This window comes from Mycobacterium sp., from assembly GCF_035623875.1.
Lineage (GTDB): Bacteria > Actinomycetota > Actinomycetes > Mycobacteriales > Mycobacteriaceae > Mycobacterium.
The window spans coordinates 1-23,620 of the sequence record NZ_DASPSP010000106.1; the positions used below are offsets into that span (position 1 = coordinate 1).

Sequence of the window (23,620 nt, forward strand, 5' to 3'; positions counted from 1 at the left end):
CCGCCGGCGATCAGTGCCGCCACGGCCAGGTACTGGTTGACATCGCCGCCGGGCACTCGGCATTCCACCCGCATATTGTCGCCCTGACCGACGATACGCAGCGCGCAGGTCCGGTTGTCCAATCCCCACGCCACCGCGGTAGGTGCGAAGCTGCGATCAGCAAACCGCTTGTAGGAGTTGATATTCGGCGCGTAAAACATCATCAGCTCTCGCAATGTGGCCAACTGCCCTGCGACGAAGCTGCGGAATGTTTGCGACATGCCGAACGGCTGGTCCTGATCGGCGAACACCGCCGCCCCGTCCGCCGCCCGGAGCGACAGGTGGATGTGGCAGCTGTTGCCTTCGCGCTCATCGTATTTCGCCATGAATGTCAGAGACTTGCCGTGCTGGTCGGCGATTTCTTTAGCCCCATTCTTGTAAATACTGTGGTTGTCGCAGGTGACCAGCGCCTCGTCGTAACTAAACCCGATCTCCTGCTGACCCAAGTTGCACTCGCCCTTGGACGCCTCCCAGCGCAGACCAGCGACCTGCATCTGCTGCCGGATGTCGCGCAACAGCGGCTCCATGCGGCTGGAAGCCATCACCGCGTAGTCCATGTTGTAGTCGCTGGCCGCAGTCAGCCCGCGATAGCCGTTCGCCCAGGCTTGCCGATACGTGTCCTCGAACACCATGAATTCCAGTTCGGTGCCGACGTAGGCGCGCAGTCCGCGTTGATTTAGCCGGTCAAGCTGGCTGCGCAGGACGCGACGCGGTGCCGGCTCGATCGGGCTGCCGTCGTGCCAAGCTAAATCGGCCAGCACCAGCGCCGTGCCGGGCAACCAGGGGGTGAGCCGAAGCGTCGTCAGGTCCGGCCGCATCGCCATGTCGCCGTACCCGGTGTCCCAGCCCGACATCGCATAGCCGCCGACGGTGGCCATGTCGACATCGACGGCGAACAGGTAGTTGCAGCACTCGGCGCCGTGTTCGGCCACCTCGTCGACGAAGAACCGCGCGGAAACCCGCTTGCCCATCAGCCGGCCCTGCATGTCGGTGAACGCGACGATCACCGTATCGACATCACCGGCGGCTGTCAGTCGCCCCAGCTCGTTCCGCGACAAATGCGCATCGCCGTCAGTGCCGCCAGGGCGATGGTTTTCCGTCACCAGGTGCTGGTGCGCAGGACGATCTCGGCGGCCAGTTGGGCGGTCGACTCGTGCGCGTTACGCCGGGCAAGCAACTCCACGACACGGTAGTCGCCGTAAACGAACCGCTGGCTGGCGCGGGCCACCGCCTGCGCAGCCGGCGTGCTGACCAGCGCGGTTGTGTTGATCTCGACCGGCGGACAGTGGTTGTCGCGGATCACCCCGGTGGCATCGGCGACCCGCGGATGCCCGCGGTCGATGGCCACCAGACCAGTGAAACGGTCCAGCCTGGTCGCCGCCAACTCCCAGGCCAGCTCACCGCCGACACGGTCGCCGACCAGCACGCCCCAATTGATGTCGAGCGAGTCGAGGATGCCGACGACCGACTTGGGTGTCAGGCGTGGTTCCGGGCCGAGGACGATCGTCCGCAGCGACGCGGTATGCAGACGGTCGCATACCGCGTCATAGGCGGCGGGCGCGCGCTGCGCGGCGCCCAGCAACACCACGACGGAGCCCTTGTCCGGACCGGTGTCGCTGACCTGGATGGGAAACCCGTCGACGGTTGTCATCATCGTCGAGAGCACGCAAGCAAGTTACCGTCAATTGGCCCGCGCGCGGGAGGTTTTCGCGCAGTTCCTTAACACAATCTCAGTTGGAAACGTTCTCGCAACATAGAACTGGCGGTCACTCTCGCGACGATGACAGCGACAATAAGGAACGGCCTTTGCGAAAAAAGTTTATTGCCGGTCATTTTGGAACGACTGACAATGTTGTCAACGAAGGGCGGCGACCACCGTCGGGCGCGGCGGTGGGCCACCGTCCAACAGCCCGATGACTGCATCGACGTCGAGGTGGGCGTTCAATAAGTCGGCCATCACATCCAGTTGGCCATCTCGTCGCGCCGAAACATCAGTGTCATCAGCTACCACAAAACCGTCCCGGCCCGCTGCCGCCGCGGCGTCGGTCAGCCAACGACGGCGGAAGTCGTCGTTGTCGAACAGGCCGTGCCAGTGCGTGCCGAATACCTGGCCGCGCCGATACCCCTGTGGGCAGCCGTCCATGTCGAACCACGCGGCCTCCGTGCAGCCGGCCACCCGCCCATGGTGGATCTCGTAGCCAATGAGCGAACCGTGCGAACCCTCCCACCGGCGCAGCACCTTGTCGGGGGCGAACACGATGTCGGCGTCGAGCACCCCCATTGCATCGACCCGGCCCGACCGGCTTTCAACCGGATCGTCGATCCGGCGGCACAGCATCTGGAAGCCACCGCAGATACCCAGCACCGTCCGGCCGGACGCGGCATGCGCGCGGATGGCCTGGTCCAACCCGCGCTCACGCAGCCAGCCCAGGTCGGCGACGGTGGCCTTCGTGCCCGGCAGCACGACCACGTCGGCATCGGCCAAATCGGCGGGTTGGCTGACCCATCGCACCAGCACACCGGGTTCGCAGGCCAGCGCTTCGATATCGGTGGAGTTGGAGATCCGCGGCAGCCGGGGCACCGCGACCCGCAGCCATTGGGAGCCGCGCGGCAGTTGCGGTCTGCCGATGACGCGGTGGGCCAGCACCGAGACGGAATCCTCGGCGTCGAGCCAGAGGTCGTCGCAGTACGGCAGCACGCCGTAGGTCGGCCGACCGGTGAGCTCGGCGAGCTGCTGCAATCCCGGCTCCAGCAGCGCGGCGTCACCGCGGAACTTGTTTACGATGAACCCGGCGACCAGCGCCTGGTCGTCGGGTTCGAGCACCGCCAGTGTCCCGAACAGATGGGCCAGCAGCCCGCCGCGGTCGATGTCGCCGACCAGAATCACCGGCAGCTTCGCGGGTCGGGCCAGGCCCATGTTGACCAAGTCCGTTGCCCGCAAATTGATTTCGGCTGGCGATCCGGCGCCCTCGCAGATCACCGCATCGAATTCGTCTCTTAATTGCGACAATTCGTTGAGCACGACACTGAGTAACCGGTTGCGATGTGACCAGTACTCGGCCGCGGTGACCGAATCGGTGGCCTGTCCCCGGATCACCAGCTGCGAGGTCGTATCGCCGCCGGGTTTGAGCAGAATCGGGTTGAACCGCACGCTGGGCGCCAGACCGGCTGCGCGCGCCTGCATCGCCTGGGCCCGGCCGATCTCACCGCCCTCGAGGGTGACCGCGGAATTGTTCGACATGTTCTGCGCCTTGAACGGCGCGACCCGGATACCCTTGCGCGCCAACAGCCGACAGAGCCCGGCAACCACCACCGACTTCCCGGCATCGGAGGTGGTGCCGGCGACCAGCAACGCACCGCTCACCTTCGTGTGGCGAGCAGTCCCCCGCAAGCGGGAGGTACCCCCACCAAAAGCCCCTCACGCCCCGGCGTGTCGGGGGCTTTTATGTCTGCTCGCGATAGAAGCGTCACGGCAGGGTGAGGATGTCCACGCCGGACTCGGTGACCAGCAACGTGTGCTCGAATTGCGCGGTCCATTTGCGGTCTTTGGTGACCACGGTCCAGCCGTCGTCCCAGGTCTCGTAGTCCAGTGCGCCCAGGTTGATCATCGGCTCGATGGTGAACGTCATCCCGGGCTCGAGGATCGTGGTGACAGACGGCTGGTCGTAGTGCAGCACGACCAGCCCGTTGTGAAAGGTCGTACCGATGCCGTGACCGGTGAAGTCGCGAACGACGTTGTAGCCGAATCGGTTTGCGTAGGATTCGATGATGCGGCCGATCACCGACAGCGCACGGCCCGGTTTGACGGCTTTGATCGCCCGCATCGTCGCCTCACAGGTGCGCTCGACGAGCAGCCGGTGCTCTTCCGAGACATCGCCGGCCAGAAACGTGGCGTTGGTGTCACCGTGCACGCCGTCGATGTAGGCGGTGACGTCGATGTTGACGATGTCGCCGTCTTCGATCACCGTCGAGTCGGGGATGCCGTGGCAGATGACCTCGTTCAGCGACGTGCAGCACGACTTGGGGAAATTCTTGTAGCCGAGCGTCGATGGGTAGGCGCCGTGGTCGACCATGTAGTCGTGTGCGACGCGGTCCAGGGCGTCGGTCGTCACGCCGGGCGCGACCGCCTTGCCCGCTTCGCCGAGCGCGCCGGCCGCAATCCGGCCGGCCACTCGCATCTTCTCGATGACTTCGGGTGTTTGCACCCACGGCTCGGTGCCCTCCCGCGCGGTCGGCTTGCCGACATACTCCGGGCGCGGGATCGACTTGGGCACCGGAAGTGTCGGCGACAGCACGCCGGCGGACAGCTCAGAACGAACAGGACGAACAGGCATACCGACCAGCGTATCGGTCTCGCGGGGGTCAAACACGCCGACGCCGACGCAGCAACGACCGGCGTGGTCCTTTGACCTTGACCGAGCCGCACACCACCCGGCCGGTCAGCACCACGTGCGGGGTGCCCTCAGCCGGCGGAGTCTTCCGGCGGTCACTGGCGCTGCCGCCGTAGACCTGAACGTCGTCGATCGATGCGCTCGCGCTGTCGGGCAGCCGGATCTCCACCGACCCGAACCTCATGTCGAGCTCGATGACGACGACCGGCCCGGCGAATCGCGCCTTCACCAGGTCCAGCTCGACCGACCCTATCCGGCGCACCAATGCCAGCCGGGTCGGCACGGTCCATTGCCCGTGCCGCTTCAGCGACCCGGCCCAGCCGCGCAGCTCCACCCGGTCGGCCGCAGACGTGACGATCGCCCCCGGCCCGGGCAGATCACCGACGAGGCTGTCCAGCTCGTTGCGGGTCCGGGCGTAGGAGACGTGCGACGAGCGTTCCTCGAACTCGCTGATATCGATCAGCCCGAGCGCGACCGCATTGTGCAGTCGGCGCAGCGTGCCGTTGCGGTCGGCATCGGACACCCGCAGTTCGGTCAGTTCCTCAGGGCGCGTCATGGCGCTACTAATCTACCGCCACCGAGTGCGCGGGCTCACCGGTCGGTCGAGGGCAGTTCGACAACCTCACAGGGATGGGCTGTCGACTCAGTCATCAGGATCCTGTCGCCCGGTCGCTGCAACTAGCGCGGCCGGGCGACTGGCCTTTGTCTGGCTACTGTGGGGATGGTTGCCACACAACCGCTTTCAGGCCAGATAATCCGCCGGCAGCACGTCGAACATGAACTTGGTCATCCGCACCGCGTACTCCGAACTGCCGCCCCCGACGATCAGCGAAGCGAACGCCATATCGCCGCGGTAGCCGGCGAACCAGGAATGCGAACCGCCGGGGAACTCGGCTTCGCCGGTCTTCCCGAACACCGAGCCGCAGTCGGCGATATCCTTACCGGTGCCGTTGGTGACCACCAGCCGCATCATAGGGCGCAATCCGTCGATCACCTTCTCGCTGATCGGTGTGGTGTTGCCGGTGATCGTCGTCGACCGTCCCTCGATCAGCTTCGGCACCGGGGTCTTTCCGGCGGCCACCGTGGCTGCGACTAGCGCCATACCGAACGGTGAGGCCAGCACCTTGCCCTGACCGAAGCCGTCCTCGGTGCGCTCGGCCAAATCGACCGTCGGCGGCACGCTACCGGTGACCGTGCTGATGCCATCCACCTGGTAGTCCAGTCCGATGCCGTACTGGCTCGCCTCCTGCGTCAAACCGCGGGGCGGCATCCGGCTGGCCAACTCGGCGAAAGTGGTGTTGCACGAACTGGCGAATGCCCGTGACATCGACACCACACCCAAATCGAACCCGCCGTAGTTGGCGATGGTGCGATGCCCGATGTCAATCTCGCCGGGACACGCCAAAAGCGTATTCGGGCTTGCCAAGTCGCGCTCAAGGGCTGCGCCCGCAGTGACCATCTTGAACGTCGACCCCGGCGGGTAGAGGCCGGTGGTGGCAAGCGGACCGACGGCGTCGACGGCAGCGTTCTGGGCGACGGCGAGAATCTCCCCGGTCGAGGGTTTGATCACCACGATCATGGCCTGGCGACTCTGGTTGTCCACCGCATGCTGAGCGGCGTTCTGCACGGCCCGGTCCAGGCTGATCGAGACCGACGGCGCCGGCGACGGCTCCACCTCGTGCAGCACCGCGACGTCGACGTCGTTCTGGTTGACGCTGACCACCCGCCAGCCCGCCTGGCCGTCGAGTTCGTCGACCACGGCCTTCTTCACCTGGCTTATCAGGGCCGGGGCGAAATGGTAGTCGGTCGGCAGCAGCTCGGCCTGCGGGGTGATCAGCACGCCGGGCAGGTTGCCGATCGCGGGGGCGACGTTGTTGTTGTCGTCGGTGCGCAACGTGATCAAATCCATCGGCCTGCCCAACGAGCTGGTCTGCTCGGCGAGTCGTTGCGGGTCGTTGAGCGTGTCGTCGAACCGGTGCAGCGCATCGACCACCGCACGGGCCGTCGTGATCAGGTAGCCGCCAGCCCGAGAGGCGTCGAGTGTGTAGTGGTAGAGGTAGCCGGGGGCCAGCACGTCGGTGCCACCGACTTCGTTCACCGCGGCACGTCGTGGTGGGTCGGCGCGCAGCGCGAACGTCTGATGCTCGCCGAGGCGTGGATGCAAGTCGGTGGTGCTCCACCGGACCTGCCAATGCCCTTCGTAGCGGGCCATTTTCAGCTGGCCGTCGTAGGTCCATGTGCGGTTCTTCGGCAGATGCCAGGTGTAGCGATAGTTCACCGTGCCGATGTCCTCGGTGTATTTCGCGCCGAGGATCTGGGTGTCCAAGCGGCTGGCTTGCAGCCCGGCCCAGGCCGCGTTGAGCGCTTCGCGCGCGTCACTGGGAGCATCGCTGAGCTCGGCGGCCGCGGCCGTATCGCCGGTGGACAACGCAGCGAAGAACCGCTGGGCTGCCGACGCGGGGCCGTCTGGACGAGGAGTGCAGGCCGACACCGCGGTCGTCGTGACAAGCACCGTCAAGGCAAAGCTCGCCGCTGATGCCCGTGATATCGATGTGGTTCTTGTTGCCATTGAGGCTGATGTTATGAAACCGTGCCCCACGACCGGCGGAGGCGCACCGAGATCCATCCAGCAAGACATCGTTACGACGGCCAGCGAGAGACCGTCGCACCTTGGGGGCTTGAGAGTGCGCTCAAGGCGCCAAGCGTGCGCTGAGGTTGGAGGCCTCCGGCGTGTCGTCGCCGAGAATGCACACTCGACGTCGCGCAACGACGGTCGGGCTTTAGTCCAGCAGGACCGTCGCGAAGGTGCCGACTTCGACGAAGCCGATGCGGTCGTACGTGGCCCGGGCGACCGTGTTGAAGTCGTTGACGTACAAGCTGGCGATGCGCCCGGTGCCCACGATCACCGCTGCCAGCGTCGCGGTACCGGCCGTCCCGAGACCTCGCCCGCGCCGCTCGGGATGCACCCAAACCCCTTGAATCTGGCTGACCGCCGGCGACTGAGACCCGACTTCAGCCTTGAAGACCACCTCGCCGTTCTCGAAGCGGGCCCACGCACGGCCAGCGGCGATCAGGCTGGCGACCCGACGCCGATAGCCGCGGCCGCCGTCGCCGATCCGCGGGTCGACGCCGACCTCGCCGATGAACATGTCGATCGCGGCCACCAGGTAGGTGTCGATCTCGTCGGGCCGCACCTGGCGCACGTCCGGATCGATGTCACAGGTCGGCATCGTGTTCAGCGACATCAACGGCTGGTGCTCACGCACATCACGGGCCGGGCCCCAGGCCGGCTCCAGTCGCTGCCACATCGGCATGACCAGCTCGGCCCGGCCAACCAGTGACGAACACCGCCGCGACGCGGTCAGCGCAGCGTCGGCGAACGCGTATAGGTCGCCCAGTCGGCCGCGCAGCGGAATCACGTTCGCGCCGGCGTAACACAGCGACTCGTCGGGGCCGCGGCGCGTCCACAACTCGCCACCGATCGCGTTGGACTCGATGCCGTGATCAGCTACCCGGGCGGCGACCATGCATGACCCGACCGGATCGTCGTCAAAGACACGGCGCACCGCGGCGGCGTCGCGCACTACCGACACCCGTCGCTCGCTGACCATGCGACGGATGGGCGGAGCCGACATGCTGACTCTTTCTGGCTCTCTCAGAGACCGACTGTTTAGCCCGAGTGGGCCACGTCTCAGCTTACGGTCACAACAGGGGAACCGCTTGCTGTTGTGTCCGTACTGCCCTTCTCGGTGGCGAGTCGCATGGCTTCCTCGATCAGCGTCTCGACGATCTGCGCCTCGGGCACCGTCTTGATCACTTCACCGCGGACGAAGATCTGGCCCTTGCCATTGCCCGACGCGACGCCGAGATCGGCCTCGCGCGCCTCCCCCGGACCGTTGACGACGCAGCCCATCACGGCCACCCGCAGCGGCACGTCGAGGCCGTCGAGCCCGGCGGTGACCTCGTTGGCCAGCGTGTAGACGTCGACCTGGGCGCGACCGCACGACGGGCAGGACACGATCTCCAGCGAGCGCGGCCGTAGGTTCAGCGACTCGAGGATCTGGGTGCCGACCTTGACCTCTTCGACGGGCGGTGCGGACAGCGATACCCGGATGGTGTCGCCGATGCCCCGCGACAGCAGCGCGCCGAACGCGACCGCCGACTTGATGGTGCCCTGGAAAGCCGGACCGGCCTCGGTGACGCCGAGGTGCAGCGGGTAGTCGCACTGCGCAGCCAGTTGCTCGTAAGCGGCGACCATCACGACCGGGTCGTTGTGCTTGACGCTGATCTTGAGTTGGGAGAAGCCGTGCTCTTCGAACAGCGAGGCTTCCCACAGCGCCGACTCGACGAGCGCCTCGGGCGTGGCCTTGCCGTACTTCTCCATGAACCGCTTGTCCAGCGAACCGGCATTCACGCCGATGCGGATCGGGATGCCGGCAGCAGCGGCCGCCCTGGCCACCTCGCCGACCCGTCCGTCGAATTCCTTGATGTTGCCGGGGTTTACCCGCACTGCGGCGCAGCCGGCATCGATGGCCGCGAAGATGTATTTCGGCTGGAAGTGGATGTCGGCGATCACCGGGATCTTGCTCTTTTTGGCGATCGCGGACAGCGCGTCGGCGTCTTCCTGCCGCGGGCACGCCACCCGGACAATGTCGCAGCCGGCGGCGGTCAGCTCGGCGATCTGCTGCAAGGTCGAGTTGATGTCGTGCGTCTTGGTGGTGCACATCGACTGCACCGAAATCGGATAATCGCTACCCACCCCCACATCGCGGACCATCAGCTGCCGCGTCTTGCGTCGTGGCGCCAACGTGGGCGCCGGGGCCGCCGGCATACCCAGACCTGTGGTCACGGTTTGCCTTCTCTCCCTTTCTGTTAGGCCTACTGGAACAGTCGGATCGGGTTGACCACGTCGGCAGTCACCGTCAACAGCATGTAACCGACCACCAGCACCAAGACTACGTAGGTAGCGGGCATCAGCTTGAGGTAGTTGACCGGCGCAGCCGCGACCTTCCCGCGGGCCGACCGGACCATGTTGCGCAGCTTTTCAAACACCGCGATGGCGATGTGCCCGCCGTCGAACGGCAGCAACGGCAGCAAGTTGATGACGCCCAAGATGAAATTCAGCTGCGCGAGGAACAACCAGAACGCCATCCAGATGCCGTGGTCGGCGGTGTCGCCGCCGATGATGCTGGCGCCGACCACGCTGATCGGCGTATCGAGCGAACGCTGCCCGCCGCCGATCGCGTGCACCAGCGCACCGATTTTGGTCGGGATGGCGACCAGCGACTTGCCCAGCAAAACCGACAGGTTGCCGGTAAAGGTAAAGGTGGCCGGCACCGCGGTGACCACGTTGTACTGCGTGGGCCCGGTTGCGGAGCCCACCACGCCCATCACACCGATCGTCGACGGCTTCGCGCCACCCTTGCCATCGGTGACCCAGCGCTGCCGCTGCTCGATGTCGACGTATTTGGTCGTCGTTTGGCCGTCGCGCTTGATCACGATCGGAACGGTGCCGTGCAGTTTTTGCACGGCGGCGGCCATGTCGGAGAAGTCGGTGACCGGGGTGTCGCCGACCTTGACCACCACATCGCCGGCTCGGATCCCGGCGGCCGCCGCAGGCCCGTCGCCGGTGCACTTCTCGAACTGGCCTTGTTTGATTTCCGAAGCCGCACAAGCGGTTTGGCCGATCACCGCAGTGGGATGCAGGTTCGGCAGTCCCCACATGACCGCGATGGCGTAGATCAGCACCAAGCCGATGACGAAGTTCATGCCCGGGCCGGCGAACAACACCGCGACGCGTTTCCAGGTCGTCTGCTTGTACATCGCGCGGTCATGCTCGTCGGGCTGAAGTTCCTCGACTGACGTCATGCCCGCGATGTCGCAGAACCCGCCGGCCGGAATGGCCTTGACGCCGTACTCCGTTTCGCCGCGCCGGGTCGACCACAGCGTGGGCCCGAAGCCCACGAAGTAGCGGCGCACTTTCATCCCCGTGGCAAGGGCGGCCCACATGTGACCACACTCGTGCAACGCCACCGAAATCAGGATGGCGAGCGCGAACAGCACGATGCCGATAACGAACATCATCGTGTCGGTAGAACCTCCTGTGCGACTCGTTCAATCAGGCGCCTCGCCTTCGCGCGGGCCCAGCGCTGCGCGTCGAGTACTTCTTCCACGGTAGCGGGTTCGGCGCTCCACTGGTCGGCGGCGCTCAGGACATCGGCAATCGTGCGCACGATAGCCAGGAAGCCGATCCGGCCGGCCAGGAAGGCCTCGGCTGCTTGTTCGTTGGCGGCGTTGTAGACGGCGGTCATGCAGCCGCCCGTCTCGCCGGCCTGACGGGCCAACTCGACGGCCGGGAAGACCCGGTTGTCCAGTGGCTCGAACTCCCAGCTCGACGCGGTGGAGAAATCGCAGGCCGCGGCCACACCGGGCACTCTGGCCGGCCAGCCGAGCGCCAGCGCGATCGGCAGTTTCATGTCCGGCGGACTGGCCTGCGCGATCGTCGAGCCGTCGGTGAACGTGACCATGGAATGCACGATCGACTGCGGGTGCACGACGACCTCGATGCGCCGGTACGGGATGCCGAAGAGCAGATGGGCTTCGATGAGCTCGAGTCCCTTGTTGACCAGCGACGCCGAGTTCAAGGTGTTCATCGGCCCCATCGACCAGGTCGGATGGGCGCCGGCCTGCTCGGGCGTGACGTGCTCGAGCTCAGTGGGCGACCAGCCGCGGAACGGCCCGCCGGAGGCGGTCAGCACGAGCTTGGCGACCTCGTCGGCGGAGCCGCCGCGCAGGCATTGCGCCAGCGCGGAGTGCTCGGAGTCCACCGGCACGATCTGGCCGGGCCGCGCCGCCTGCAGCACCAGCGGTCCGCCGGCGATCAGCGACTCCTTGTTCGCCAGGGCCAGCCGGGCGCCCGAGGCCAGCGCGGTCAGCGTCGGCTGCAGGCCTAGCGCGCCGACCAGCGCATTCAGCACGACGTCCGCCTCGGTGTTCTCGATCAGCCGGGTGACCGCGTCGGGGCCGTGGTAGGCGACGTCGCCGACGGTCTGCGCGGCGAGCTCGTCGGCGACGGCGATATTGGTGACGCCGGTCTCGGCGCGCTGCCGCGCGAGCAGGTCCGGGTTTGCGCCGCCGGCGGCCAGCCCGACCAGCTCGAAGCGATCCGGGTTGGCGGCGATGACGTCCAGCGCCTGGGTGCCGATGGAGCCGGTACTGCCCAGCACCAAAACCCGCGTGCAACGGTCGAACGTCACGCCAGCGTTACGTTCGGCGCGGCCGTCACGGCGGTTGGTCACCCAACCATTGTGCCGCGCCGCCGCAACCCGGTATGTGCCAGAATGTCGGAGCATCAACGTTCCGAGCCGAGGAGTTGCCGTGGCCAGTACCGAGGTGGAGCACGCCAGCGGGGTCGACATCGCTGACGTGCCGTCCGCGAACTGGGGCTGGAGCAAGATCAACCACCGCAACTGGCGCATCGTAGGGCTGTGCATCGTCGGCCTGTTACTGGCAATGCTCGACGGCAATCACGTCGGCCACATCGAGAACCTCTACTTGATCGGCTTCGCGGCCGTGATCCTCTTCTTCGTCGTGCGCGACTGGTGGGGCCGCCGGCGCGGCTGGCTCAGGTAGGCAGCTCACCCCGCCGTGCTGTGCGTCGCAACCGCCCGGTGGATGTCGATGTCCCCGGAGCCGGTGCGCACCTGAATCAGCAGTGTGTCGTCGCCCTCGGCCGGTCCATCGGCAGACTCCAGCAGGTTGGTGACCGCGCCTGAGCCGGTGATCAAGTCCAACCGGGCGGCGGTGCCTTCGACGACGCCGACCCCGACGTCACCACTGCTGGTGAACGCGGAGATCGCGCCGCGTACCGCGGTCGTGACGGCGACCGATCCGGACGCCGTCTGCGCGCGCAGGCCGCCGCACAGCCGCGCAACGCTGAGGTCGCCGCTGGCGGCCTTGAACACCAGATCTCCGTCGAGCTCACCTATCGTCGCGTTGCCGGACGCCGTCGCCACCGACGCGTCGCCAGCGACCGCCTGCACGGTAACCGACCCGGAAGCGGTGGCCGCCTTGAGGTTTCCCTCGACCACGTCGAGGTCGACGTCGCCGCTGGCCGACGCGATCTTGCAATCGGCGAATCCGCCCTGGGCGCGCACGTCCGCCGAAGCCACCGACGCCTTCAGCCGCGACCGCGACGGCAGCGCGATGTCGATGTCGGCTGCGCCGCCGCGGAACAGCGCGAAGCTGCGCCGCGCGGACACCGTCAGCTCGCCGTTGTTGTAGTGCACCTGGGTCTGGTCGGCTGCGCGCAGGTCGGCAGCGCGCGACTCGTCGTGGGCGCGCACCGTCACCACCGTGTCGTCGCGGTCGGTCGCGACGAGCTGGACGGAACCGGCCGCGGCCTCGATGCGAACCGCGATGGGCTCAGGGGTGTCAAAAGTGGGCATTGGTTTTCTCCTTCGGTAAGGGCGGCGTTCGGTAAGGGCGGCGTTCGATATCAGCGGACCCAGCCGGTAACTTGCCGGGCGCTACCGGGTGTGGCCCGACCGGCTTTGGCCTGCACGGCCGCCGCGACCGCGCGGACCAGCCAGGCGTTCAGCGACGATCCGTCCTTGCGCGTCGCGGCTTCGACCGCGGCCCGCAAACTCTCCGGAAGCCGCAGGGTGATTCGCCAGGTGCCGCCGTCGTCGTCGCCGAACGCGACGTCGAAGGACCCGTGAGCCGACGGCTCGTCGAGCGGAGCACTGACAACGAACTCCGGATCGCGGCCGCGCAGCCGGACTTCTACCGAACGTGGGGCGAGCTCGCTGGTGATCTCTTCGGCGCCGGCCGATAGCGCCTCCAGCAGGGCCAGGCGGATCGCCGACTCCAGTGGCGCGCTGAGCCGATCGGCCAGCGCTTGCGCCTCGGCGCCGCCGGCCGTAGCGGCCAGGTTCAGCTCGTGGCGTACCGCGTCCACGTACGGCTGCAAATCCATGATGTCATGGTGACATCATTTTGATGTCACCACAACCGTCATCTTGGTGCGCCCGTCAGCTGCGCCGCGCCCGTCGGTACACGGCGGCGACGAGTGCACACGCCACCAGCGCGGCGAACGCCAGGACCCACGGCCATGCGCCATGCTGGTGCACCCATCCGGCGAGCGCGCCTTGTACGTGGCCGGCCGCTGCGAGGAACGCATCGGGCTGGGGGCCGCGGCCGGTATGCAGCCGGATCTCGTAGAGGGCGTAATAGCCCACATACAGCCCGACGAGAACCAGCAGCACGCCGCTGATTCGGTTGACGTACGGCAAGATTCGCCGCAGGCGATTCACCACCGCCGAACTCGCGACCGCTGCGGCGACGGCCAGCACGCCGACGACCAAGGTGAGGCCCGCGATATAGACGAGATAGATCGACGCGCTCCCGATCAGCGAGCCGCGGCGCAGGCCGGCGGCGGTGACCGCCAGAAACGGGCCGACGGTGCATGACAGCGAGGTGATCGCATAGCCCACGCCGTAGCCATACATGGACCCGAGCCGAGCCGTCGGAGCCCATCGCCCGCCCGGATACCGGGGGGGAAACAGCGTGAGCTCTCGGCCTAACAGAAGCCAAATCCCCAGGCCGACAAGCACAATGCCGATCGCCGCGACCAGATACGGCAGATACCGCTGCACGGTGGCGCCCGCCGATATGGTGAGCGCTCCGAACAGCCCAAACACCGTCAAAAACCCCAGGCCCATCCCGGCGGTGGCCGCCAAGGCCCGGCCGACCGCGGCTAACCCCGTCGACGTACTGGTGCGAGTCTCGGGCTCACTGGCGCCCTCGCCGCGTACTACCAGAACAAGGTAGGCGGGCAGCATGGCAAACCCGCATGGATTCAGCGCCGCGACCAGTCCGGCCGCGAACGCCAAGCTGACCAGGCCGTGGTCCACAATGTCGCCCCGCCGTTAGGTCAGCTACTTCAGCGCCGTCACCCGATCGGACAACTCCTGCTGGGACATCGCCGCGGTGGGGTTGTTCACAAACGCGGACGTCCCGTCTGAGTTGTAGAACACCCAGGCCGGCTGCCACGGCACGTTGTAACGTGCCCAGATCGAGCCATCGGCGTCATTGAGCATGGTGAAGTTCAGGTTGTACTTCGAGACGAAGTTCTGCATCGCCCCAACGTCGGAGTGGGCGGCCACGCCAACGAAGGTGACCCCTGGATTAGCGGCGGCCACGTGGCTCAGACCGGGAGCTTCGGCGTTGCAGAACGGACACCACGGCGTCCAGAACCACAGCACGGCGCGCTTGCCCTGTAAGGCTGCGCCATTGAAGGGCGCACCGCTGAGCGTGGTCCCGTTGAACTGCAATCGATCATCGGCCGCCAGCACCCGCGGCGCACTAATCAGCCCGAAAACCAAGGCGGCAGCTGCCACGCCGAGGGCCAATCTTCCAAGCAAGAGTCGGACTCTCATATGCTCGTCTCCTTTGCTGAGGCTACACGGTGGAGACGTTGATTGCCTTCGTCCGGTTCAAGCGATGCGCTTAGGTCTCGGCGGCGAGCTGGCCGCACGCGGCGGCGATTTCGCGGCCGCGGGTGTCGCGCACTGTACAGGGCACGCCGCCGACGCGGACCCGCCGGATGAACTCGCGCTCAGCGGACTTCGGGCTGGCGTCCCAGTCGCTGCCCGGCGTCGGGTTCAGCGGAATGACGTTCACATGCACCAGCGGACCGAGCGCGCGATGCAGCCGCTTACCCAGCAGGTCTGCCCGCCACGGTTGGTCGTTGACGTCGCGGATCAGGGCGTATTCCACCGAAACCCGCCGACCGGTGACGTCGGCGTAGTAGCGGGCAGCGTCCAGCGCTTCGCCGATCTTCCACCGGTTGTTGACCGGCACCAACGTGTCACGCAGCTCGTCATCAGGAGCGTGCAATGACAGCGCCAGCGTCACGCCGAGCCGCTCGTCGGCGAGTTTGCGGATTGCCGGGGCCAGTCCGACCGTGGACACCGTGACCGATCGCGCCGAGATTCCGAAACCTCCCGTGATGCCGCGCACTGCGGCCAGCACCCTGGCGTAGTTGGCCAGCGGCTCCCCCATCCCCATGAACACCACGTTGGACAACCGATCTCCCCAGTAGTCCCGCACCGCCACGGCCGCGGCGCGTACTTGTTCCACGATCTCGGCGGTCGACAGGTTTCGGGTCAGACCGCCCTGGCCGGTAGCGCAGAACGGGCAGGCCATGCCGCAGCCCGCCTGCGATGAAATGCACAACGTGTTGCGCTGCGGGTAGCGCATCAGCACCGACTCGAAGGTGGTGCCATCGACGGCCCGCCACAGCGTCTTTCGAGTCTGGCCAGCGTCGCATGCGATTTCCCGGGTGGCAGTCAGCAGGTTCGGAAAGAGGGCTTCGGCCACCTGGCCGCGGACCGCAGCCGGCAGATCGGTCATCTGCTGCGGGTCGGCGATCAGCCGACCGTAGTACTGGTGGGCGAGTTGTTTGGCGCGAAACGGCGGCAGGCCCAGCGCGGCGACGGCGTCCACGCGCTCGGCTTCATCAAGGTCGGCCAGATGCCGTGGCGGCAGCCCTCGACGCGGTGCCTCGAATACCAGCTGTTGCTTCATCGCACGACCAGTATCCGTCCTCGCCGAGGGAGCGGCGCCGGTCAGTGCACGAGCGTCAACACGATCCAGGTCGTCACCGCCGACGGCAGCGCTCCGTCCAGACGGTCCATCAAGCCGCCGTGGCCGGGCAGAATCCGTCCCATGTCCTTGATGCCGAGATCACGCTTGATCTGCGATTCCACCAGGTCGCCGAGGGTGGCAGTGGCGACCAGCGTGAAGCCCAGCAGCACCCCGACCCAAATCGGTTTGTGCGCCAGCAGGATAGCCGTGAGAGCGGTCGCGGTAACGCCGAACAACAGTGAACCGGCCAGGCCCTCCCATGACTTGTTCGGGCTGATCGACGGGACCATCGGATGCTTTCCGATCAGCACGCCCACGGCATAGCCCCCGACGTCCGAACACACCACGCCGATCATCAGAGAGAACACCCGCCCCGACCCGTCATGGGGATAGACCAGCAGCACCCCGAACGACGCGAACAACGGCACCCAGGCGGCCAGGAAGACCGTGGCCGCGACATCCCGCAGATAGTTTGCCGGCGGTGACTCGGAGCCGTGCGACGCGTGCCCGCCTTGAAGCGCCAACCGCCAGAACATGCAGACCACGGCCGTGGCGCCGAAGCCGGCGAGCGCGCCGGCCGCATGAAATGGCCAGGTCAGCCAGACCGTGGCCTGGCCGCCAAGCAAAAGCGGGACGACCGGGATGACGAAACCAGCCTCCCGGAGCCTGCGCACCACCTCATGGCTGGCCATCGCAATGGCGGCGGCGACCAGCGGGAGCCACAGGATTTTGTCGAAAATCAAGATCGCGATGATGGTGCAACCGATTGCTGCGCCGACGGCGATCGCAGCGGGCAGGTTTCGGCCGGCCCGTGACTTTTTCTTCTGCTTCTTCTCCAAGGGCTCTTGCAACGAACCCTCGGCCGGGGTGTCTGCGCCGGTATCAGTGTCTGCCACAGCCATCGTTTGCTGAGCGGCCGCTAGACCTCCAGCAGCTCGCCTTCTTTGTGCTTGACCAGCTCATCGATCTGGGTCACGTACTGGTGGGTGGTCTTGTCCAGGTCCTTCTCCGCGCGCACGACCTCGTCCTCGCCGGCCTCGCCTTCCTTGCGGATGCGGTGCAGTTCTTCCATCGCCTTGCGGCGGATGTTGCGCACCGAGACCCTGGCGTCCTCCCCCTTGGCCTTGGCTTGCTTGACGAGCTCACGACGACGTTCCTCGGTCAGCTGCGGCACCGCAACCCGGATCAACGTGCCGTCGTTGGTTGGATTCACGCCGAGGTCTGAGTTGCGAATCGCGGTCTCGATGGGCCCGAGCTGGCTCGCCTCGTAGGGCTTGATGACGACTAGGCGTGCTTCGGGGACATTGATGCTGGCCAGCTGGGTGATCGGGGTGGCCGCACCGTAGTAGTCGATCACGATGCGGGAGAACATGCTCGGGTTGGCTCGGCCGGTCCGGATAGTCGACAGGTCGTCACGGCTGACCGACACCGCTTTCTCCATCTTCTCTTCGGCGTCGAAGAGAGTCTCGTCAATCATCTGCGCCGCTCCTTCTCATCGCTGCGCGCTCTGCATCGTCGCTGGCGCGATCAGCTGGTGACCAGCGTTCCGATCTTCTCACCCGCAACCGCGCGAGCAATATTGCCATCGGTAAGCAGGTTGAAGACCAGAATCGGCATGCCATTGTCCATACACAAACTGAATGCTGTGGCGTCAGCCACCTGCAGCCCCCGGTCGATAACTTCCCGGTGAGTGATCGCGGTAAGCAACTCGGCCCGAGGATTCACTCGCGGATCCTCGGTGAACACGCCATCGACCGCCTTGGCCATCAAGACCACATCGGCACCGATCTCCAATGCCCGCTGCGCGGCGGTCGTATCGGTCGAGAAATACGGCAGCCCCATGCCGGCGCCGAAGATCACCACACGTCCTTTTTCCAGATGGCGCCGCGCGCGCAGCGGAATGTACGGCTCGGCGACCTGGCCCATGGTGATCGCGGTCTGAACCCGGGTGACGATGCCCTCTTTTTCTAGAAAGTCTTGCAACGCAAGGCTGTTCATGACTGTGCCGAGCATCCCCATATAGTCCGAGCGGGTGCGCTCCATACCGCGTTGCTGGAGTTGTGCGCCCCGGAAGAAGTTCCCGCCGCCGATAACCACAGCCACCTGCACGCCGGTGCGGACCACCTCGGCGATCTGACGGGCCACGAGCGCCACCACATCGGGATCAAGCCCAACCTGCCCGCCGCCGAACATCTCGCCGCCGAGCTTGAGCAGCACGCGGGCGTACTTGGGCCGACTCGCCGGTTCGCCGACGGGATATCCGTCGGGAGGAAATGCATCGGCGCCGTTGGGGCTCGTCGGCTCCTGCTCTGTCATCAGACTCCTCGCATGAGAGGGCACCATCCAGCTCTCCCCCAAGACGGCTATCCCAAACAGCACGGTCCATCCTGCCTTATGGCCAGGCCGCGCGTCCTAAGACTGGACCGGATTGGGTAAGTCGAGGCCCTCGGCTGTCTACCCGCGCGTGGCTGACGGAATCGGTCGCCTGCGAGGCCGTGTTCGGCCCCACAGGGACCCGAATTCAGCCGTCCTACCTGCGCTGAAAACCTTACCGCGCCAAGTGTCAGGCGGGTCGGCGCGCGCACGGGTTTGAGCGTCCCGTGCCGCGGGAATCCCCTGCAAGCGGCGTGTTATAGCCAAGCGCAAAAGCCAACACTAGAAGCGCTTTTGGCCGCGCCCGAAATCGGTCCAGCCAACGGCCGGTTGCCGAGCAAGTCAGCTCGACATAAACCAATGAGGAGGGGACTCCATGTCGGACGACAAGAAGAGTGGGCCCGAGGAAGCCGTGAAAGGTGTTGTCGAAGGCGCCAAGGGCCTAGCCAAGGAAGCCGTCGGCAGCGTGCTGGGTAACAAAGATCTCGAGCACGAGGGCAAAGCCCAGCAAGACAAGGCACAAGCGCAGCGTGACACCGCCAAGAAGGAAGCCGAAGCTGAAGCCGCTCGAGGCGGTGCCGAGGCGGCCGAAAAGCGCCAGCAGTCCCACCAGCACTAAACCGATCGAGATGGGGCCCGGTCCTGATGGATCGGGCCCCATCGGCTGTCCGGAGTCCGCCCGCTGTGGGCCGATTACGATCTGCCACAGCGGCTTTCACCCAAATACCGCCCTGCACGTCGTGATACTTCCGGTCTATGTAATCGTCAGAAGCGGTTTTCCGGGCCGACCATGGCCCACACGGTGTTGCCGGCCGCGCTGGTGTAATTCCGCCAAGCCCGACAGTTGGCGGCGACGAGGCCGGAAGCCGTCTTTGTCGGCCAGTGCCCAGCAGTAACGACTCTCGCGGCTTCAGCCCAGGTGCGCCGACAGCAGCCAGGCCGGCAGGGACTTGCGCCCGTTGCCCTCATCGCGCAGGTCAGCGACGGGGAAATCGATCGGGCCGCCGTCCGCAACGTTGGCGTGAATCCTTGCGGGCCGGATCTCATCGATGACCCAGTACTGCGACACGACGTCGCGCAACTCGTCTTCGGTGACCGGGTTGGCCGGACCGTCGGGCATTCCCGCTCTGTCGAAGACCAGCACAAAATAGGACGCGCCGGGCGCTGCGGCGCGAACGATTGACCGCTGGTAGCCGTCGCGCAGCTCGACGGGCATCGAGTGAAACAGCGTGCTGTCCACGATCGTGTTGAAACGCCCTTCAGAACCGGTCGGATAGCCGGTGAAGTCAGTGATGTCGGCCACCTCGAACGAAGCGTTTGTCAATCCACGCTTGGCCGCCTCGGCCTTGGCCAGCTCGATCGCGGTGGGCGAGGCATCCAGCCCAACGGTGTTGTGACCCAACGCCGCCAGATGCAGCGACAGCGCCGCTTCACCGCAGCCGGCGTCGAGCACGTCACCCTTGATTTTGCCCTGATCGATGAGCGCCGCGATCTCCGGTTGTGGCTCACCGAGGCTCCACGGTGGTCGGGCGCCCGCCCCGAACCCGGCGGTCTCGCCGCGGTAGGCCGGATCGAAATCGAAATCGAACTTCGCTACTTCAGTCATAACCGATGTATATCAACCTTCCTGATATATGTCAAGATGATTGATATGACCACAACACAGGACGCGCCACTCGGATACCTGCTGCACCAGGTGGTCGCTGCGCTGCGACCGGAGGTGGCTGCGGTGCTGAGCCCGCTGGGTCTGACACTGCCCGAATTTGTCTGCATGCGAATGCTTTCCATGACTCCCGGGATGTCCAGCGCCGAACTGTCCCGGGAAGGCAATGTCTCACCGCAGGCGATGAACACGGTGTTGCACCGATTAGAAAGCGCACAGGTGGTGACCAGACCCGCGTCGGTGCCGTCCGGTCGTGCGCTGCCGGCCACGCTGACCGGATCAGGCCGGGCGCTGTTGAAGCGTGCCGAGGCTGCCGTGCGAGGTGCCGACGCCCGTGTCCTCGCAAAGCTGTCCGCAGCCGAGCAGCGGGAGTTCAAACGGATGCTGGCAGCGCTGGGATCTGACTGACCCGATGGTCCGGCTCCTCAGCAGGCCGTCGCGGCCGGCATCGTCACCGGGCGTCCTGAATACGGGCCCACGGCCGGGCCGCTTCCAATTCGTAAGCCAATTCCAGTAGCCGGACTTCGGCTCCCATGGCGGCGGAGAGCATCATGCCCACCGGCAACCCGTTGGCGGATTCGGCCAGCGGCAACGAGATAGCGGGCTCGCCGGTCACGTTCTGCAGCGGCGTGAACGCGACCCAATCTTGCAGCCGGTCGATGATCTGCTGATAGTCGACGGTCGGGTCGAGGTAACCGATCGGCGGCGTCTCGTGCGACAGCGTCGGGGTCAGCACCACATCATAGGTTCGGGCGAAGCGCGCGGTGTGCCGGCGCGCGCCGCGCAGGCGCACGAGCGCCAACGGGAGGCGGTGCATGTTGCGGCGGGCGAGCCGATCCAGGCCCAGAGTCAGGTTGTCCAATCGGGTGCGGTCGAAGCCGACCGCGCGTTGGCTGAGGTGGATCTGGCCGGTTGCCAGCAGCCCCCAGTACAGCAAGAAATCGGAGGCGAAGCTGTTAGGCACCGGCGGCTGTTCCACGTGGTCGACGCGGTGGCCGAGCTCTTCGAGCAGCCCGGCGGTTTTCAGCGTCAGCTCCCGCACTTCGGCGCTGCACTCACGCAGTAGCGAACGGGTGATGACGGCGATCCTCAGCCGCTGCTTGCCGGGGCGCGTCACGTCCCCGATCGGCGGCAGTTTCGTTGGGCGCCAGATGCGTTCGGCTTCGCGGTAAAAAGCCGCGGTGTCGCGCACCGATCGGGTAAGCACCCCGTTGGCGACCAGGCGAATCGGCATCCGGCCGACTTCCTTATCCAGCGGCAGCCGGCCGCGCGACGGCTTTAACCCGACAAGTCCGTTGCAGGAAGCGGGAATTCGGATCGAGCCACCACCGTCGTTGGCGTGCGCGATCGGTACCGCGCCGGCGGCGACGAAGGCGCCGGATCCCGACGACGACGCGCCCGCGGTGTGGTCGGTGTTCCATGGGTTGCGAACCGGTCCAATTCGCGGGTGTTCGGCCGACGCGCTGAACCCGTACTCCGACATCTGCGTTTTGCCCAGCGACGTCATGCCGGTGGCAAGGTAGAGCTGCGCGAATTCGCCGTCGACGTCGGCCGGCCGCGGGGTCCACGCGTCGGTACCCAGCATCGTCGGCAGCCCGGCGACGTCGACGTTGTCCTTGACGAATGTCGGTACGCCACTGAGGAAGCCACCCCTGGGGGGCGCGGCCGCCTCGGCGCGGCCCCGGTCGAAGGCCTGATAAGCCAAGCCGTTCACGGCGGCGTTGACGGCTTGGGTGCGGGCGATCGCCGCCTCGACGACCTCGGCCCGGCCTACCCGCCCGGACTGGATGGCATCGACCAGACCAACCGCGTCTAGGTCGCCGAGGGCATCGTCTCCGAACGCGTGTACGTATCGCATCTCCGCCGATGCTACTGCTGGCCGACCTCGAACCGGACGAATCGCGTAACTGTGACACCGGCCTCGTCGAGCAGCGCTTTGACCGTCTTCTTGTTGTCGGACACCGACGGCTGCTCGAGCAACACGACGTCCTTGAAGAACCCGTTGAGCCGACCCTCGACGATCTTGGGCAGCGCCTGTTCGGGCTTGCCTTCGGCACGCGAGGTCTCTTCGGCGATGCGCCGTTCGCTGGCCACCACGTCGTCGGGGACGTCGTCACGGCTCAGGTAGCGGGCCTTGAGCGCGGCGATCTGCAGCGCGACGGCATGCGCGGCCTCTTTTTCTGCGGCGGTTCCGCTGCTCGAGTACTCCACCAGCACGCCGACGGCCGGCGGCAAGTCGGCAGAACGCTTGTGCAAGTAGGTTTCGACGGTGCCGTCGAGGAAAGCGACGCGGCGCAGTTCGAGCTTCTCCCCGATCTTGGCCGACAGCTCGGCGATTGCCTGCTCGACGGTAGTTGTCGCCTGGCTCCAAGAAATCGTGGCCGCTTTGAGCGCGTCGACGTCCTCAGCTTTGGCCGCCGCGGCAGCGCTCACCACCTCGACAGCGAGCTTTTGGAACTCCGCGTTCTTAGCGACGAAATCGGTCTCGCAGTTCAGCTCGATCAGCGCGCCGTCCTTAGCCGCGACCAATCCCTCGGCAGTGGCTCGCTCGGCACGCTTGCCGACATCCTTGGCGCCCTTGATCCGCAGCGCCTCGACGGCCTTGTCGAAGTCGCCGTCGGTCTCGGCCAGTGCGTTCTTGCAGTCCAGCATGCCGGCGCCGGTCAGCTCGCGAAGTCGCTTGACATCGGCAGCGGTGTAGTTGGCCATATCAGCCTTCCGTGGAGGATGATTCGGTTGGGGTTTCGGACGACGTGCTGGCTTCCGCTGACGCTGTGGCCGAAGCGAGCAGTTCCTGCTCCCACTCAGCCAGCGGCTCGGCGGCTTCCGCCTCGGGCTTGCCGTCGCCACGGCCCAGGCCGGCACGCGCCTGCAGGCCCTCGGCTACCGCCGAGGCGATCACCTTGGTCAGCAGAGCCGCCGAGCGGATCGCGTCGTCGTTACCCGGGATCGGGTAGTCGACCAGGTCGGGGTCGCAGTTGGTGTCGAGGATCGCGATCACCGGGATACCCAGCTTGCGAGCCTCGCCGACGGCGATGTGCTCCTTGTTGGTGTCGACGACCCAGACCGCGGACGGCACCTTCGCCATGTCGCGGATACCGCCCAGGCTGCGCTCCAGCTTGTTCTTTTCCCGGGTCAGGCCCAGGATCTCCTTTTTGGTGCGGCCCTCGAAGCCGCCGGTCTGCTCCATCGCCTCGAGTTCCTTGAGGCGCTGCAACCGCTTGTGCACAGTGGAGAAGTTGGTCAGCATGCCGCCCAGCCAGCGCTGGTTGACATACGGCATGCCGACGCGGGTGGCCTCGGCGGCGATGGACTCCTGCGCCTGCTTCTTGGTACCGACGAACAACACCGAGCCGCCGTGCGCGACGGTCTCCTTGACGAACTCGTACGCCTTGTCGATGAAGGTCAGCGTCTGCTGCAGGTCGATGATGTAGATGCCGTTGCGGTCGGTGAAGATGAACCGCTTCATCTTGGGATTCCAGCGACGGGTCTGATGCCCGAAGTG

At 66.2% G+C, this 23,620-nt stretch carries 25 protein-coding genes; 3 read left to right on the top strand and 22 right to left on the bottom strand.

The genetic code is table 11. The features are described from left to right. The 10 genes from VEI45_RS08530 to dxr all read right to left on the bottom strand — a co-directional run. On the bottom strand, nucleotides 1-1,097 hold a 1,097-nt coding region (locus VEI45_RS08530), incomplete at its 3' end, for a glutamine synthetase family protein (RefSeq protein ID WP_324852160.1). Nucleotides 1,098-1,138: 41 nt separating this feature from the next. Beyond that, the gene (locus VEI45_RS08535) at nucleotides 1,139-1,690 is read right to left on the bottom strand and encodes an alpha/beta hydrolase (RefSeq protein ID WP_324852162.1); all 552 of its coding nucleotides are present in this window, start codon (nucleotides 1,688-1,690) and stop codon (nucleotides 1,139-1,141) included. A 204-nt stretch (nucleotides 1,691-1,894) separates the two neighbouring features. Further along, entirely contained in the window at nucleotides 1,895-3,403 is a 1,509-nt protein-coding gene (locus VEI45_RS08540; RefSeq protein ID WP_324852118.1) for a cobyric acid synthase, read from the bottom strand. A gap of 103 nt (nucleotides 3,404-3,506) precedes the next feature. Then, nucleotides 3,507-4,373: a type I methionyl aminopeptidase gene (map, locus tag VEI45_RS08545; RefSeq protein WP_324852120.1), complete on the bottom strand. Its 867-nt coding sequence runs from the start codon at nucleotides 4,371-4,373 to the stop codon at nucleotides 3,507-3,509. Nucleotides 4,374-4,401: 28 nt separating this feature from the next. Next, nucleotides 4,402-4,986, bottom strand: coding sequence for a DUF1707 SHOCT-like domain-containing protein (locus VEI45_RS08550; RefSeq protein ID WP_324852122.1), 585 nt, complete (start codon nucleotides 4,984-4,986; stop codon nucleotides 4,402-4,404). 186 nt (nucleotides 4,987-5,172) lie between these two features. Further along, nucleotides 5,173-6,999, bottom strand: coding sequence for a penicillin-binding transpeptidase domain-containing protein (locus tag VEI45_RS08555; protein ID WP_324852124.1), 1,827 nt, complete (start codon nucleotides 6,997-6,999; stop codon nucleotides 5,173-5,175). Between the two features lie 211 nt (nucleotides 7,000-7,210). Continuing rightward, nucleotides 7,211-8,065, bottom strand: coding sequence for a GNAT family N-acetyltransferase (locus VEI45_RS08560; protein WP_324852126.1), 855 nt, complete (start codon nucleotides 8,063-8,065; stop codon nucleotides 7,211-7,213). 56 nt (nucleotides 8,066-8,121) lie between these two features. Beyond that, nucleotides 8,122-9,279, bottom strand: coding sequence for a flavodoxin-dependent (E)-4-hydroxy-3-methylbut-2-enyl-diphosphate synthase (ispG, locus tag VEI45_RS08565; RefSeq protein ID WP_324852128.1), 1,158 nt, complete (start codon nucleotides 9,277-9,279; stop codon nucleotides 8,122-8,124). Between the two features lie 29 nt (nucleotides 9,280-9,308). Then, on the bottom strand, nucleotides 9,309-10,514 hold the full coding sequence (locus VEI45_RS08570; protein ID WP_324852130.1) for a M50 family metallopeptidase: 1,206 nt from the start codon (nucleotides 10,512-10,514) through the stop codon (nucleotides 9,309-9,311). Then, the gene (gene dxr, locus VEI45_RS08575) at nucleotides 10,511-11,728 is read right to left on the bottom strand and encodes a 1-deoxy-D-xylulose-5-phosphate reductoisomerase (RefSeq protein ID WP_414687432.1); all 1,218 of its coding nucleotides are present in this window, start codon (nucleotides 11,726-11,728) and stop codon (nucleotides 10,511-10,513) included. The genes VEI45_RS08570 and dxr overlap by 4 nt, the downstream gene beginning before the upstream one ends. Before the next feature lie 79 nt (nucleotides 11,729-11,807). Here dxr and VEI45_RS08580 point away from each other — a divergent pair, with 79 nt between their 5' ends. Beyond that, nucleotides 11,808-12,062, top strand: a complete 255-nt coding sequence (locus VEI45_RS08580; protein ID WP_324852133.1) for a DUF2631 domain-containing protein — start codon at nucleotides 11,808-11,810, stop codon at nucleotides 12,060-12,062. A gap of 5 nt (nucleotides 12,063-12,067) precedes the next feature. Here the strand turns inward: VEI45_RS08580 and VEI45_RS08585 are convergent, their stop codons facing one another. The 8 genes from VEI45_RS08585 to pyrH all read right to left on the bottom strand — a co-directional run bounded on the left by VEI45_RS08585 (nucleotide 12,068) and on the right by pyrH (nucleotide 18,395). Continuing rightward, nucleotides 12,068-12,877: a DUF4097 family beta strand repeat-containing protein gene (locus VEI45_RS08585; RefSeq protein WP_324852135.1), complete on the bottom strand. Its 810-nt coding sequence runs from the start codon at nucleotides 12,875-12,877 to the stop codon at nucleotides 12,068-12,070. A 50-nt stretch (nucleotides 12,878-12,927) separates the two neighbouring features. After that, on the bottom strand, nucleotides 12,928-13,407 hold the full coding sequence (locus tag VEI45_RS08590; protein WP_324852137.1) for a histidine kinase: 480 nt from the start codon (nucleotides 13,405-13,407) through the stop codon (nucleotides 12,928-12,930). Nucleotides 13,408-13,462: 55 nt separating this feature from the next. Continuing rightward, on the bottom strand, nucleotides 13,463-14,344 hold the full coding sequence (locus tag VEI45_RS08595) for a cytochrome c biogenesis CcdA family protein (protein WP_324852139.1): 882 nt from the start codon (nucleotides 14,342-14,344) through the stop codon (nucleotides 13,463-13,465). Between the two features lie 24 nt (nucleotides 14,345-14,368). Continuing rightward, nucleotides 14,369-14,869: a redoxin domain-containing protein gene (locus VEI45_RS08600; protein WP_324852141.1), complete on the bottom strand. Its 501-nt coding sequence runs from the start codon at nucleotides 14,867-14,869 to the stop codon at nucleotides 14,369-14,371. Nucleotides 14,870-14,939: 70 nt separating this feature from the next. Further along, nucleotides 14,940-16,019 (bottom strand): 23S rRNA (adenine(2503)-C(2))-methyltransferase RlmN, encoded by a 1,080-nt coding sequence (gene rlmN / locus VEI45_RS08605; protein WP_324852143.1) that lies wholly within the window; start codon nucleotides 16,017-16,019, stop codon nucleotides 14,940-14,942. Between the two features lie 41 nt (nucleotides 16,020-16,060). Continuing rightward, nucleotides 16,061-16,975, bottom strand: a complete 915-nt coding sequence (locus VEI45_RS08610; RefSeq protein WP_324852145.1) for a phosphatidate cytidylyltransferase — start codon at nucleotides 16,973-16,975, stop codon at nucleotides 16,061-16,063. Between the two features lie 23 nt (nucleotides 16,976-16,998). Then, nucleotides 16,999-17,556 (bottom strand): ribosome recycling factor, encoded by a 558-nt coding sequence (gene frr, locus VEI45_RS08615; protein WP_324852147.1) that lies wholly within the window; start codon nucleotides 17,554-17,556, stop codon nucleotides 16,999-17,001. A 50-nt stretch (nucleotides 17,557-17,606) separates the two neighbouring features. Further along, nucleotides 17,607-18,395, bottom strand: coding sequence for a UMP kinase (gene pyrH / locus VEI45_RS08620; RefSeq protein WP_324852164.1), 789 nt, complete (start codon nucleotides 18,393-18,395; stop codon nucleotides 17,607-17,609). Nucleotides 18,396-18,828: 433 nt separating this feature from the next. On the opposite strand from pyrH, the gene VEI45_RS08625 reads away from it, so the two are divergent. Beyond that, nucleotides 18,829-19,071 carry a CsbD family protein gene (locus VEI45_RS08625; protein WP_324852149.1) on the top strand — a complete coding sequence of 81 codons (243 nt, stop codon included), beginning with the start codon at nucleotides 18,829-18,831 and terminating at the stop codon, nucleotides 19,069-19,071. A gap of 291 nt (nucleotides 19,072-19,362) precedes the next feature. On the opposite strand, the gene VEI45_RS08630 is transcribed toward VEI45_RS08625, so the two are convergent. Then, on the bottom strand, nucleotides 19,363-20,058 hold the full coding sequence (locus tag VEI45_RS08630; protein ID WP_324852151.1) for a class I SAM-dependent methyltransferase: 696 nt from the start codon (nucleotides 20,056-20,058) through the stop codon (nucleotides 19,363-19,365). A gap of 45 nt (nucleotides 20,059-20,103) precedes the next feature. Here VEI45_RS08630 and VEI45_RS08635 point away from each other — a divergent pair, with 45 nt between their 5' ends. After that, the gene (locus tag VEI45_RS08635; RefSeq protein ID WP_324852153.1) at nucleotides 20,104-20,523 is read left to right on the top strand and encodes a MarR family transcriptional regulator; all 420 of its coding nucleotides are present in this window, start codon (nucleotides 20,104-20,106) and stop codon (nucleotides 20,521-20,523) included. 43 nt (nucleotides 20,524-20,566) lie between these two features. Here the strand turns inward: VEI45_RS08635 and VEI45_RS08640 are convergent, their stop codons facing one another. From VEI45_RS08640 to rpsB, 3 genes are all read right to left on the bottom strand, one after another. Further along, nucleotides 20,567-21,973: an amidase gene (locus VEI45_RS08640; protein WP_324852155.1), complete on the bottom strand. Its 1,407-nt coding sequence runs from the start codon at nucleotides 21,971-21,973 to the stop codon at nucleotides 20,567-20,569. 11 nt (nucleotides 21,974-21,984) lie between these two features. After that, a complete protein-coding gene (tsf, locus tag VEI45_RS08645; protein ID WP_324852157.1) occupies nucleotides 21,985-22,824 on the bottom strand; it encodes a translation elongation factor Ts in 840 nt (279 codons plus the stop codon). A gap of 1 nt (nucleotide 22,825) precedes the next feature. Next, a partial coding sequence (gene rpsB, locus VEI45_RS08650; protein ID WP_324852159.1) for a 30S ribosomal protein S2 occupies nucleotides 22,826-23,620 on the bottom strand: 795 nt, incomplete at its 5' end.